General features: G+C 38.3%; 16 protein-coding genes and 1 rRNA gene. 15 read left to right on the top strand and 2 right to left on the bottom strand.

The window, feature by feature from the left end; genetic code table 11:
* Positions 1–338: 338 nt before the first annotated feature.
* From rrf to AC3WR0_RS11875, 7 genes are all read left to right on the top strand, one after another.
* Positions 339–455: ribosomal RNA gene (gene rrf / locus AC3WR0_RS11905) — 5S ribosomal RNA — on the top strand.
* Positions 456–616: 161 nt separating this feature from the next.
* Complete coding sequence (locus AC3WR0_RS11900; protein WP_492552519.1) at positions 617–1,456, top strand: tyrosine-type recombinase/integrase; 840 nt, start codon at positions 617–619, stop codon at positions 1,454–1,456.
* A gap of 130 nt (positions 1,457–1,586) precedes the next feature.
* On the top strand, positions 1,587–2,429 hold the full coding sequence (locus AC3WR0_RS11895; RefSeq protein WP_492552518.1) for a deoxyribonuclease IV: 843 nt from the start codon (positions 1,587–1,589) through the stop codon (positions 2,427–2,429).
* 28 nt (positions 2,430–2,457) lie between these two features.
* Complete coding sequence (locus AC3WR0_RS11890; RefSeq protein ID WP_027321310.1) at positions 2,458–2,679, top strand: hypothetical protein; 222 nt, start codon at positions 2,458–2,460, stop codon at positions 2,677–2,679.
* Between the two features lie 16 nt (positions 2,680–2,695).
* Positions 2,696–2,845 (top strand): hypothetical protein, encoded by a 150-nt coding sequence (locus AC3WR0_RS11885; protein ID WP_492552517.1) that lies wholly within the window; start codon positions 2,696–2,698, stop codon positions 2,843–2,845.
* Positions 2,846–2,860: 15 nt separating this feature from the next.
* Positions 2,861–3,025 (top strand): hypothetical protein, encoded by a 165-nt coding sequence (locus AC3WR0_RS11880; protein ID WP_196814311.1) that lies wholly within the window; start codon positions 2,861–2,863, stop codon positions 3,023–3,025.
* 144 nt (positions 3,026–3,169) lie between these two features.
* A complete protein-coding gene (locus AC3WR0_RS11875) occupies positions 3,170–3,781 on the top strand; it encodes a YitT family protein (protein ID WP_492552516.1) in 612 nt (203 codons plus the stop codon).
* A 5-nt stretch (positions 3,782–3,786) separates the two neighbouring features.
* Here AC3WR0_RS11875 and AC3WR0_RS11870 read toward each other — a convergent pair whose 3' ends face one another.
* Together AC3WR0_RS11870 and AC3WR0_RS11865 are read right to left on the bottom strand one after the other, a co-directional pair.
* Entirely contained in the window at positions 3,787–5,016 is a 1,230-nt protein-coding gene (locus AC3WR0_RS11870) for an MFS transporter (RefSeq protein ID WP_492552521.1), read from the bottom strand.
* A 71-nt stretch (positions 5,017–5,087) separates the two neighbouring features.
* On the bottom strand, positions 5,088–5,588 hold the full coding sequence (locus AC3WR0_RS11865; protein WP_492552515.1) for a DUF3231 family protein: 501 nt from the start codon (positions 5,586–5,588) through the stop codon (positions 5,088–5,090).
* A gap of 157 nt (positions 5,589–5,745) precedes the next feature.
* On the opposite strand from AC3WR0_RS11865, the gene AC3WR0_RS11860 reads away from it, so the two are divergent.
* The 8 genes from AC3WR0_RS11860 (at position 5,746) to AC3WR0_RS11825 (ending at position 13,382) form a co-directional block, all read left to right on the top strand.
* Entirely contained in the window at positions 5,746–7,302 is a 1,557-nt protein-coding gene (locus AC3WR0_RS11860) for a spore germination protein (RefSeq protein ID WP_492552514.1), read from the top strand.
* A gap of 2 nt (positions 7,303–7,304) precedes the next feature.
* The gene (locus tag AC3WR0_RS11855; protein ID WP_492552513.1) at positions 7,305–8,426 is read left to right on the top strand and encodes a Ger(x)C family spore germination protein; all 1,122 of its coding nucleotides are present in this window, start codon (positions 7,305–7,307) and stop codon (positions 8,424–8,426) included.
* Positions 8,426–8,650, top strand: a complete 225-nt coding sequence (locus AC3WR0_RS11850; protein ID WP_492552512.1) for a hypothetical protein — start codon at positions 8,426–8,428, stop codon at positions 8,648–8,650. The genes AC3WR0_RS11855 and AC3WR0_RS11850 overlap by 1 nt, the downstream gene beginning before the upstream one ends.
* Positions 8,647–9,741 carry a GerAB/ArcD/ProY family transporter gene (locus tag AC3WR0_RS11845; RefSeq protein ID WP_492552511.1) on the top strand — a complete coding sequence of 365 codons (1,095 nt, stop codon included), beginning with the start codon at positions 8,647–8,649 and terminating at the stop codon, positions 9,739–9,741. Before AC3WR0_RS11850 ends, AC3WR0_RS11845 begins: the two co-directional genes overlap by 4 nt.
* 143 nt (positions 9,742–9,884) lie before the next feature.
* A complete protein-coding gene (locus AC3WR0_RS11840) occupies positions 9,885–10,874 on the top strand; it encodes a sulfonate ABC transporter substrate-binding protein (RefSeq protein WP_492552510.1) in 990 nt (329 codons plus the stop codon).
* A 30-nt stretch (positions 10,875–10,904) separates the two neighbouring features.
* Positions 10,905–11,669: an aliphatic sulfonate ABC transporter permease SsuC gene (ssuC, locus tag AC3WR0_RS11835; RefSeq protein WP_492552509.1), complete on the top strand. Its 765-nt coding sequence runs from the start codon at positions 10,905–10,907 to the stop codon at positions 11,667–11,669.
* 19 nt (positions 11,670–11,688) lie between these two features.
* Positions 11,689–12,459 (top strand): ATP-binding cassette domain-containing protein, encoded by a 771-nt coding sequence (locus AC3WR0_RS11830; protein ID WP_492552508.1) that lies wholly within the window; start codon positions 11,689–11,691, stop codon positions 12,457–12,459.
* Positions 12,460–12,572: 113 nt separating this feature from the next.
* Positions 12,573–13,382, top strand: coding sequence for an Fpg/Nei family DNA glycosylase (locus tag AC3WR0_RS11825; RefSeq protein ID WP_492552507.1), 810 nt, complete (start codon positions 12,573–12,575; stop codon positions 13,380–13,382).
* The last annotated feature ends 23 nt before the right edge of the window (positions 13,383–13,405 follow it).

Here is a 13,405-nt window from a genome sequence, read left to right as displayed (position 1 = left end):
TCAGGTAGATAGGTCAGAGATGGAAGTGCGGTGACGCATGGAGTTGACTGATACTAATCGATCGAGGACTTAACCAATAATTATGAACGCAGACTAAGACCGTCACTTCCTGTGACAACGTCTGCATGACCCACATCCTGTGGGCCCAGCGATTCTCGTTTTACTTCTTCTATACATTATCTAGTTTTGAGGGAATGAACCTCAATGTATTTAATCCTCAATTAAGTTAATTTTTCATTGTGAATTCTATGTCTTGCTCCTGCGCCAGCGCATATTCGACGAGGAATATGTTCAGCTCGTCTCATGGCCAGCAAAGAAGAATTAATCAATGAAGCAGGCCAGGCAGCAATGGCGAGAAGGTCACACCCGTTCCCATACCGAACACGGAAGTTAAGCTTCTCAGCGCCGATGGTAGTTGGGACATGCGTCCCTGTGAGAGTAGGACGTTGCCAGGCAATAAAAGTGGGTATCCTTGGAAGCTATGCTTAAAGGGATACCCTTTTTTTAAAATTATTTATGTTAAATTCATCCATTCCTTCGCAGAAGTTGACTTTAAGGAAAATGTATAGTAGGGTTAAAATAAAGTCTTACTAAATTTTCTTTTAGGGGTGATGAGATGAAAAATTTAGAAGAAAATTCTTATAATCAACAAATAGAAGAATTTATTTTCTGGCTGGAGAAAGAAGGTAAAGCTGAAAGCACCATTAAAACATATCTATCAGTACTTGATAAGTTTCACAATTGGCTTGAGGGAAAAGACCTACAATCTGTAAAACAAATGGATGTACAGAATTATATCAGTCATTTGGAACAAGAGAACAAAAGCCCGGGTACTGTAGAGAAGTATTTAGCTGCTTTAAGCGTTTATGCACGATTTTCAGGTTTTTCAGACATCATCCTTAATATTGAGAAGAAGGAAAAAGTGAAGGATTTAACTAATCCGGATTTTTTGAATGAACAGGAAGCTGAGCGGTTATTATCTGATGTTGAAAAAGATGGAAACCTGAGAAATATAGCAATTATTTATCTTCTGCTGCATACAGGAATTAAAATTTCTGAAATGTGTTCATTGAACCGATCGGATATAGAAATCACGGACGATAAAGGGAAGGTATATATTCGAAATAATAATATCGTTGAGAGAATGATTCCCTTGTCAAGCAGAGTTGTAAAGCACCTTGAACGCTATATGCAAACACTGAATTATCACGTGGAAGCGTTATTTGTTACAACTGTAAATAAAAGGATTTCGCCAAGGGGAATTCAATATATGCTTGAAAAATATGAGGTAAATCCAAATAAATTAAGACATACTTTTTGTAAGAGGCTTGTTGATAAAGGAGTAGATGTCCATACGGTTTCTAGGCTGGCAGGCCATAAGGACATCAATGTAACGAAGCGCTATTTAAATGAAGATAATATAGATCTTGAGAAAGCGATAAATCAGGCTTTTTAATACGACACACCAGGAAGCTTTGTCATTATAATAAATAAGGCATTTACCTCATTAGGGTAAATGCTTTTTTGTTGAGTAGATATATCATTTTGTTCAAATTGGATAAAACTAAAGAAAACAAGAGGGTTGTGTGATTAGCTTGAGATTTGGATGTCATTTAAGTATAAGAGAGGGATATTTTGGTGCAGCAAAGAGTGCTGATAAAATTGGGGCAGCCTGTTTTCAATACTTTCCCAAAAACCCAAGAAGTTTGTCTGTGAAAAACTTTAATAAAGAGGACGCACATGAATGCAAGGAATTTTGTCGTGAACATGACATAATATCTGTTGCTCATACCCCGTATCCAACAAATCTTACACCTTCAGAAAATAAAAAAGATATTATCCTTCTATCTTTAAAAAATGATTTGGAAATAGCCGAAGCGTGCGGTTCATTAGGAGTTGTTGTTCACTTTGGAAGCAGTATTAGCAAAACAGACCCACTAGCCGGTTACCAATTAATGATTGCCATGCTAAATGCTGTCCTTGATAACTGGGAGGGGAAAACCAAGATTTTAATTGAAAATAATGCAGGAAAACCTGGTTCATTGGGAACAACTATAGAGGAACTGGTTATGGTAAGAAGTCTTTGTAATTCACCAGAGAAAATAGGTTTCTGTCTGGATACCTGCCATGCTTTTGCAAGTGGCTTATGGGCTACTCAAAGCACAAAGGAATTCCTGGAAAAGGGATCAGAAAAGGGTTACTTTCAAGAATTGAAGGCCATTCATTTTAATAACTCTAAATATCCGGCAAACTCCGGAGTGGATCGCCACGCGAATATTTTTTCCGGAGGTTATATTAAAGAAGAGGAATTTACTGAGCTTCTAAATGCCTCAGTTATAGGGAACCTCCCATTAATCCTTGAAACTCCATCGGATGAAGGAATAACACATGAACATGAAGTTAATTGTTTGAAACAGAAATGGGGCTAAATTAAGAAGTAAATGAGGGAGGAACAAAATGAAAAACTTTCGTTTCCTTATTGATGACGAGTACAATGCACAAAGCCTCGCTGAGGATTTAAGAGTTCAGCTAGATGTAAACAGATTTTACAATGTAAATATTGTAGCCGTAAACCAGCGTAATGAAGTGATTGTTCAGGTTCCTGAAGATAACAACTTTATTGAAGAAACAGTTGGAAGCTTTATGAAGGGCTACCAGAACGGCATAATCTTGGAATAGGCAAAGGCGGAAAATTATGAAGAAAGAACAGTCGGAAAAACAAAATGATATAAAAAGCGGAGAGTTTAAGCAGTTATACGGTATGGAACCGGAGGAAAGCCTGCTGGCAGTTGATTTTGCCACAACTGAAAACCCTTATTTAAGTGAGCAAGGTAATGAAGAATAATATTGAGGTGAAAATATGAAAAAAAGAAAACCAGGTGAAAATGGAGAACCTACCTTAGCTGAGGGCATTGATACTGAGGATGAATTGAATGAAAGTGCCTCACAAGAGGAAATAGACAAAGGTGAATATACAAGTGTAACTACTTTATCCCTTGATGAGAATGATCCAGCAAATTTTTAAAAATGAAGGCTGCCAGTAACTCGGCAGCCTGTTTTTTTCGTTCTTCACATATAGTTTTTTAATGATAACGCCTGTACTACTTGATATACCGAAGGAATAAGATAGTGCATAAAGAGCCATTAAACTCCTTTGAGGTGGATTTAAATGAAACGTTTTTTTTATAAATTAGGAATTGTTCTTGCGGGAGGGGCTATTCAGGGATTTGGGATGGGCTTGTTTTTGTTTCCGCATGATATACCATCAGGAGGAGCAGGAGGGCTGGCCGTCCTGCTTCACCATTTTTTTTATTTAGACATGGGATTCGCTCTTTGGGCTGTTAATTTTTCAATGCTCGTAATGGCGATAAAATACTTGGGTAATGCATGTGCATTGTGGACCATGTTTTCGATAAGTGTAACATCCCTAACCATTTTTGTGATTCAAAAAACATTGTATCTTCCTATACGAAATGTCTGGCTTGATCTTCTAATAGGCTCAATTTTTCTTGGAATTGGAGTAGGAATGCTCTTGCGCCAAGGAGTCTCAAATGGCGGAGTAGGCGTCATCGCACTTATTATAGCTTCATATAGAAATACACTGCCTGGAAAGCCTTTATTCTGGATTAATGGATGTATATTCCTTCTCACAGCTTATATCATTAAATGGGAAATTATTATACAGGCGCTTGCCAGTCAATGGATTTCCACAAAAATTGTTGATTTTATATGCAAAATAGACTTTTTTGGTGCTTATTCTCTTAGCTGGCGCAAAAAGTAAGGAATTTAAACATAGTTATACCGGAAAGCTTGTTTTTGCTTGCCCTTATTAGGACTTCCCCCGCTTTTTTCGGCATGTATTAATGTCAGGCTGAGAAAACCGACCACAAAAGTTAATGCAGCTATTGTAAGAAACATCCCTGTTTGGGACCATTCCATCAGGCGTGTAAATATTGGAGGGCCAATGGCTACCCCAATAAAACGGACTGAACCATAAAGGGATGTAACAAATCCCCTCTTTTCTTTACCGACCGAGCCGGTAATTAAAGAATTCAGGCAGGGAAGTACAAATCCTGTTCCAATACTGCTTAGTACCAGTATAAAAAGGAAAGGGATTAGTTTTTCATTAAAAAAAGAAAGGAAGACATAAGATATCGTCATCAGCGTAAAGCCTAAAACAATCATCCTTTTCATTGTAACCTGATTTTTCCCTATCTTTGCCCCAGTGATATAAGAGCTTGTACCCATAACCAGCAGTGGAATGGCCAGAATTAAGCCTTTTATTACCCCATCAATCTTATATTGTTTTTCAAGGATATCCGAAAGAAAAAAGAGAATACCAAAAAGAGTGAATAGACAGGTTGCTCCAGCAAGATAAGCAACTAAAAGCCATCTGCCCTCTGTTTTAAACACAAACATAAGTCCTCTAATATAATTTGGGAAAGGAGGCGGTGCTTGCCGGTGCCGCTTTTCCTTTATAAATATCCATGTTAAAAGAATAGAAATAAGACATATGGCTGGAAAAGCATAAAAAACTGAATACCAGACCACTAAGCCCAACAGGGACCCAAGGATTGGTGACATAACTTTCCCCATACCGTTGGATGCTTCAACAATGCCTAGCACCCGGCTTTCTTCCCCACCTTTAAAAAGGTCTCCTGTTAATGCCATTGCGATTGGAGCTGTTCCAGCTGCCCCAATCCCCTGAAAGGTTCTCCCTACTAAGATCCATGCATATGGATGGGCGAAGGAAGATGAAGCGATTCCCGCCAAAATTCCTCCAAGTCCGTAAAGGATCAACGCGGGAAGAATGACTATTTTTCTTGAAAACCGATCGGATAAATATCCTAAAATCGGGATGAAGATAGCAGCAGCTATTGAAAATACTGTGATAGTTAAGCTTACCTGCATCTGGGTAAGCTTTAATTCTGATTTCATTTGAGGAAGGATGGGGATCAGCATGGAATTCCCCAAAGTCATGATCAACGGAATGGAACCAATTGCTGCAATTAACATCCCTTTATTTTTGGAGGGCACTTCATTATCACATCCTTTAATAAATTTGAGTGCCTTAACAGTTCTTCCGTTTATTTAAGATTTAATGGCGGAGGAACAAGCCACCCTTTTTCCTTATTGATTTTTAATAATTTTTCAGCATACTCTGCCTTCTGGGTATGAAATTCATTAAATAATTGGGCAATATCTTCTCTTATGGAGATCCCCATTATATAGCTGTCATATATCTTTCCTGTAGTCAGTTCCTTTCCAATTAATGCTGCAATTTCCGGATCATTAAAACGGGCCCCAGCCGGTATATCTTCTACAGGAACATTGGGTCTTCCGGGAGGTGCCGGAGGAAGGCGGATTCCATTTTCTTTTAGAATTACTTCAACCTGCTGCTCCTCTTGTTTAATACAATTCTCCATTAAATCCTCAATAAAAACCCTTAGGTCATGGTCTCCAGTATGGTTATAAAAAACCTGTAGAGTGACTAAATACGCCTTCGTTCCAAAAAGATGAGACCATAGGTTAAAAACTTCCCCAGAATGCAATGGCTCATCCTGAGGGTTGCCACTTAGTATACCCACAAAAAAACACTCCTTTTTATGACGGTTATTTATTATTTTTTCGAAGAAAGGTACAATTATGTTTACCTTTTTTTTCCACGGTTTTCAGAATCTCTTTTCAGGGATAATTTGGGCCTATAGGGACAGATTATTAAAAAAGAGTAATGGGGTTTGGAAAATGAAATCTTTTAAAAAACACAGACAGGTAAAAAAGCCCGAGGTCATTACCACAAAAACAGGGGAAAAAATTAAATTTGAATTGGAAGAGAATATAGAAATTATAAAGGACCAATTTAAGGATTGTTCAGATATTAACTTCAGATATATAACTGCAGGGGAAAATAAAGCATGCTTGGTTTTCGTAGACGGGCTGATTGATTCGGCTAGCATTGAAAGCCAGGCTATTAGGCAGCTTTTGGAGAATACTGAGCGTCGTCAGCTGACCGCTGATTATTTAAAAGAAAAGGTTATTGCTATAAATTCTGTTTCAGAAACTGAGCAAATCGATGATGCGATTAAAAAGATTTTAGCAGGATTTACTGTCCTTTTTGTTGATAGGATGGAAAAAGCTGTAGCCTTTGACGCTAAAGGCACAACTGGCAGGAGTGTTGCAGAACCTGAAACAGAGACATCCGTCAGGGGACCACGTGAGGGGTTTACAGAAAGGTTAAGAGTCAATACTTCACTAATCAGGCAGAAAATTAGGTCCAGTCATTTAAAAATAGTATCAAAAACAATTGGGGAACAAACACAAACGAATATAGCCATACTTTATATTGAAGGCCTGGCACAGCCTGATTTGATTGATGAGGTGATGGCAAGGCTTGACGCTATTAAAATAGATGCAATTCTTGAAAGCGGATATATAGAAGAGTTAATTGAAGATAATCCTTGGAGTATTTTTCCACAAATCCAAAACACAGAAAGACCGGATACTGTCGCAGCAAATCTTTTAGAGGGTCGTGTCTCTATCATTGTAGATGGAACACCATTTGTTCTCATTTTGCCCGTTACCTTTTGGCAATTCCTTCAGGCAAGTGAAGATTATTATAATCGATATCATATATCTATTTTTTTAAGAATACTAAGGATCCTTTTTGTATTTGTAGCTCTTGAACTTCCAGCTCTTTATGTGGCAGTGACAACCTACCATCAGGAAATGATTCCAACCAATCTTTTATTCAGTATTGCTTCATCAAGGGAAGCCATTCCTTTTCCAGCTTTTGTAGAGGCCTTGATTATGGAAATATCATTTGAAGCATTGAGGGAGGCTGGTGTAAGGCTGCCAAAAATCGTGGGACAAGCGGTCAGTATCTTGGGTGCATTGGTAATCGGGCAGGCAGCAGTTGAAGCAGGAATTGTTTCTGCACCTATGGTTATTGTCGTTTCGATAACAGGTATAGCCTCATTTACGATCCCCAGATTCAACATGGCCATCTCCATACGACTGCTACGGTTTCCGTTAATGATTCTGGCAGGAATGTTTGGTCTATTTGGATTAGTAATGGGTTCCCTTTTTCTCCTTACACACCTATGTAAACTAAGATCCTTTGGGGTTCCCTATTTTTCTCCTCTAGGGCCTCTGTCATTTAAAGAACTTAAAGATGTTTTTATTAGGGCTCCTTGGTGGTCATTGGAAATGCGCCCTAAACAAACTGTTAAAGAAAATAGAAGGCGTATGATTGATCATTTAAAACCACCTACTACTCAACGTTATGGGGAAGAAGGGGAGTAAAAATGAGAAAGTTAAAGAGTGTACTGCCGATTCTTATAAGTATTCCTCTTTTAGTGGGATGCTGGGATCGGATTGAGATTAACGACCTCGCTTTCGTTATCGCCTCTGGCATTGATATGAAGGGAATTGATAAGTATAATGTTTCCGTTCAGGTTGCACTTCCAAGTGCAATGGGAGGGACGGGATCAAGCGGGGGCGGAGGAGGAACCAGCGGTGGCCCTTATTATGTCGATGCAGAACCAGGCAGAAACATTAGGGAAAGTAACGATAATCTTCAATTGCGTTTATCAAGAAATCTCTATTTTGCTCACCGACGTGTTCTTATAATTGGAGAAAAGCTGGCCCGCGAAGGAATTAATGAAGCATTAAATGTTGTCCTTACTCAGCCTCAGTCCAGGCTTTCCACATTTGTATTAATTTCAAAGGGTGAGGCAATTAATATATTAAAGACTAAAACAAAACTCGATTTATTGCCTGGAGAAGCTTTGAGGGAAATGTCAAAAAGCAATATTGGTATGACGGTAAAGGACGCACTGCAGGATATGAATAGGTATGGAAAAGAGGCAGTTATACCAGTAGTTGAAAAAGGCAAAGGAGGATTTAAAATGGCTAGCTTTGCCATTATGCGTCACGATAAAGTTGCCTTTTTTACAAACAAAAAAGAATCAGGCGGAGTATTATGGCTGCGCAATAAAATGAACGAAAAATCAATTACTTTTTCCGATGCAAAAAAACAAGAAATCACACTAAGAATTATCGAAAGTGGAGTAAAACCGGAGTTTTCCATGGTTAACGGAAAACCGCTGTTTACGTTTAAAGTAATAGCAACGGGAACCCTTATGGAAAATGAGGGGAATATGGACCTAGCCAGGCCCAGAATATATAGCAGAGTGGTAAACGAGTTTCAGCAAGAAGTTAGATCTGAAATTTTGTCACTTATAAAGCATTCACATTCTGAAGGGATCGATGTGGCAGGACTAGGATGGTATTTATATAGAAGTAGAAACAACCTCTGGGATGAAAGGTTTAAGGAAAACTGGGAAGAAAATCTGCACAATCTGGATGTTAAGGTAGTTGTAGATGGAGAAATTTTAAGAATGACCAATACAGGATGGAACTATTAATGAAAGTAAGAATGATCATAACCTGGGTAATTTTGCTAGTCTATCTCTTTATTGTCTTGAAAAAAGGGCTTGTGGAAAAAAAACAGCGAAAATGGGTGTACTTAGCTGTTGCACTCACGGTCGGCATAACTTTATGTGCAGTATTTGAAATTCCTGTATATATAGCGATGGAATTTTTGAATAAGACAGTTGGAGGTATAACAAAAAGGATGGTGGAAAAATGAAACCAAGAATATCCGCCGGACAATTCAGTATTTTGATAGCAAATTTTATTTTTTCAGCATCAATTATCAGCCTCCCACAGGTACTAATAAAAAGCTCGGGCCATGATAGCTGGGTGTTAGCACTTGTAACGCTTCCAGCAATTCTTTTATTTGTATTTATAATCATAGGCAGAGCAAAAAAACAGGAACAATTTGAGAATATTTTTGTTCCAGATGATCATCACTCGTTTTTGGAAAAAATCTTTTACCTTTTTGTGTTTTTTTTCATGGCATTTATCCTTATTAGGGACTTAAGGGGATTCGTTGATTTTGTAGCCGCTGTTTTGCTTCCCAATACTCCAATTGACATCCTAGTTACCCTTTCTTTATTAGTCATTGTATATGTGACAGTCTCAGGACTTGAAGTAATAGCAAGGGTTACAGTTATTCAATTTGTTATACTGGGCGCTATTGTCGTTGCCCTTCCGCTTTTGCTTTTAAATGAATTTCAGATTGGGAACCTGCAGCCTGTATTGGGTATGGAAGCATTACCGGGCGTCATGAAATCCTCTTATATTCTTTTTTCATGGGTTGGAGAGGTGATTTTTATTGTTACTATTATTGCTTACGTTGATCCTATGAAAAAAATAAGAAAAGCTGCTTTTAAGGGCATTGGGATTATATATACCCTGTTTTGTATTCTAATGGCTACAGAAATAGGTGTATTGGGACCGAAAATTCTTGAGGTTTCCACTTATCCAAGCCATCAGTTAATTCAGCAAATCAATTTAACAGATTTTCTTGACCGGCTTGATGTGTTTATTGTCGTAGTCTGGCTTCCCAATATTTTTACCAAACTGGCCCTTGCCCTTTTTTGCCTAAATAAAGCATTAAGCTGTTTAGTTAAGAGGGAAACTAATGTGTATATTTTGCCGGTTTCCCTTATTCTTGGTCATTTATCGATCCTTTTATTTAAAAATAACATTAATCAGATTGACTTTTCCTTTTATACCTGGCCAAGCCTTGGTTTGTCCTTAGAAATTATCCTCCTTGGATTATTTATTCTGATTAAATGGCAGAGAAAGAAAAAACTGCAAAATAAAACAACGTGAAAACACCGCTTTGGGCAGGTGTTTTCTTTATTTTTAATCTCATTATGTTGTAATCACCCCGGACAGGAACCTATATTTTCCCGTGACATACGTTAATACAGAGGGATAAACGCCTGTAAAGATGCGGGAAGGATGAAAGCAGAATGAAGGTTAAACGACTAACACTTTTAACAATCTTATGCACTTTCTTGGTGGCAAGTCTTTTCCTTGCCGGCTGTGGCAAAAGCGAACCAAATAAAAGTAAGTCAGCTGCCAAAAATGATAAGGTGAAAATAACTAAAACAATCCGGATTGGCTATCAAAAAAATGGACCGCTTGTAATTCTTAAATCACTGGGTACACTGGAAAAACGTTTAGCCAAGAAAGGTTATCAAGTGGAATGGAATGAATTTCAGGCTGGACCAGCATTAATGGAAGCTTTAAATGCAGGAAGTATAGATGTTGGCAGGACAGGAGATTCTCCACCTATTTTTGCTCAGGCTGCGGGCACACCATTTGTCTATATTGCTGCCGGTAAACCAAAATTTAATGGAAGCGGAATTCTGGTACATGAAGATTCCTCCATCAAATCTCTTAAGGACTTAAAAGGGAAAACAATAGGATTTGCAAAAGGATCCAGCTCTCATTATTTATTAGTGAAAGCATTAGAAAAGGCGGGTCTCAAATACGGTGATATCAATCCAGCATTTCTCCAGCCGGGCGATGGCCGGATAGCCTTTGAGCAAAAGAAAATCGATGCATGGGTAGTATGGGATCCGTTTACGGCAGCTGCTGAAACGGGTGCTAATGCCAAGATGTTAACTAATGGTGAAGGTCTCACAACTGATAGGGATTTCTTCCTTGCAAACGAGAATTTTGCCAAAAAGCATCATGATATCATAAATGATTTGATAGACGGAATTAAAGTCTCATCAGAATGGGCTAATTCCCATCATGATGAACTGGTAAAAATGCTGGCGCCTCTTCTTAAGATTGATGAACCATCTTTAAAAATAGCTGTTGAAAGACGGGAATACGGAGTCGATGAATTAACTCCGCAATTGATAAAAGAACAGCAGCAAATTGCTGATACATTTTATGAATTGAAAATTATCCCAAAGAAAATTACTGTTAAGGATCTAATGAACCGTTAAACCAAGTTAATAATGAAAGGGGTAAAAATATTGAAACATTTTATTAAAGGGGCAATGAAAACCATTATACCCTGGATATTACCCTTTTTGCTCCTGCTAGTTTGGCAGATTTTATCCTCTGATGGAATTATCTCTTCGCGAATACTGCCTTCCCCTCTGGCAGTACTTAAAGCCTTTCTAACTCTGGCAATGACAGGGGAACTTTTCGACCATGTTATCATCAGTCTGGAAAGAGCCTTAACAGGTTTTTTGATTGGCGGCTTAATTGGGTTTTTACTTGGACTTTTTAATGGGGTATTTAAATGGCTGGAGCTTTTTACGGATACATCTATCCAGATGCTGCGGAATATACCGCACCTGGCACTGATTCCTCTTGTTATTCTCTGGTTTGGAATTGGCGAGACATCTAAAATATTCCTCGTTGCTCTTGGAGTTCTGTTTCCCGTGTATATTAATACTTATCACGGTATACGTTCTGTCGATAAACGCCTGATTGAGATGGGGAAGGCTTATGGACTAAAAGGTGTCACCCTGTTCCTTGCTGTTATTTTCCCGGGAGCTCTTTCTTCCATACTAGTAGGAGTAAGGTTTTCGCTCGGTGTTATGTGGCTTACTTTAATAGTAGCCGAAACTATCTCAGCTCACTCTGGTATAGGTTATATGGCTATGAATGCCCGAGAATTTTTGCAAATGGACATTATCGTTCTGAGCATATTGCTTTATGCCATGCTTGGAAAGCTTTCTGATGTTATTGCCAGGTTTTTTGAAAGAAAATGGCTGAAATGGAATACTTAATGGTAAGGGGAGTAATGTAATGGTTAAGAATCATTTTCATGAAACCAGTATCCAGCTTAGGAATGTGGGTAAAGGTTACGAAAACAGAATGGTATTGGATAATATCTGTTTGGACATCAAAAAAGGTGAATTCCTTGCTATTGTTGGAAAAAGCGGCTGTGGAAAAAGCACTCTTTTGCGCCTTATTTCCGGACTTGAAAGCTGTGATTCGGGATCAATTCTTATGAATGGGAAAGAGCTTAATGGATTCAATAAACAGGCACGGATTATGTTTCAGGATGGGAGGCTTCTTCCTTGGAAAAAGATCCTTGATAATGTAGGGCTTGGATTGCAAGGGGATTGGAAACAGAAATCCATTGAAGCGTTAGATAAGGTGGGCCTTAAAGACCGTATCAATGATTGGCCTGCCAAATTATCAGGAGGACAAAAACAAAGGGTTGCACTTGCCAGAGCACTTATTCATCAACCTGAGCTCCTTTTGCTTGATGAACCGCTTGGTGCCCTGGATGCCTTAACCAGAATTGAAATGCAGGATTTAATAGAAAAGCTTTGGCTTGAAAAAAAATATACATCTATTCTCGTCACCCATGATGTTGAAGAGGCGGTAGCAGTAGCAGACAGGGTTATAATGATTGAAGATGGAAAAATTTCCCTTGACCAAATTATCGATCTTCCAAGGCCAAGACAACGATCTCAAAAAGGGTTTACATCTTATGTGGATACCATATTAAAGCGGATCATGAGACCTGGAGGATCAGATATTCATTTGGTAGAGAAAGTAAGACTTTAAAAGGAAGGCGGCCCAAATACTGGGCCGTCTTTTACTTTTTGAGAGGCAGGTTCTACATAATGACCCTTTCTTCGGAAATCATAGAAGGGAGAGAACAAACAGGGGGTAAGCTAATGCCCGAATTACCGGAAATGGAAAATTATAAAATACTTCTTAATGAAAAAATAGGCGGGAAAATTATTACTTCAGTGAATGTAAACAGAGTAAAGTCGGTAAACGTAACACCAGATCTTTTCGTGAGAAGTGTCAATGGCCAAAGAGTTTTAAAGGTAACAAGGAAAGCAAAACATTTATTATTCCATTTGGAAAACGGCAGAGTTTTGCTTTTACATCTTATGCTGGGAGGAATTTTGTTTTATGGTACCGAAGAGGAAAAGCCTCAAAGGACAATACAGGTGCAGATATCCTTTGGAGCTAACCACCTTAATTTTATTGGTCTGAGGCTTGGATATTTACACTTATATATGGAAGAAGAAGTAAAAGAACTTTTGTCTTCATTAGGCCCTGAGCCATTAGAAAGCGGTTTTACACGGGAGAGTTTTAAAACACTTTTGATAAAAAAGAGGGGCAGATTAAAAACAAAATTGGTGGATCAAAGCTTTATTTCTGGAATTGGGAATTGTTATTCTGATGAAATATGTTTTGACGCAGGTGTCCTGCCGTTTAAGAACATCCAGGACTTTAAGGAAGAAGAGATTTCCCGGCTTTATTCCTCTATATTAAGGATTTTAAGAAAGGCAATTAACGATGGTGGCTATATGGAAATGCCATTTTTTAAAGGGGACACCAAAACAGGAGGCTACAATAATTTGTGTTTGGTCTATGATCGGGAAAGTGAAAAATGCTTTAGGTGTGGTTCCATTATTAAAAAAGAAATAATATCTTCAAGAAAAGTGTTTTACTGTCCAGTTTGTCAGCATTAGTCTCTTTCAATCATTCAAAAAGG

Source organism: Neobacillus sp. FW104-15D2 (genome assembly GCF_058790155.1).
Note: the sequence above shows the minus strand (reverse complement) of the source record. Positions and strands in the feature narration are given on the sequence as shown.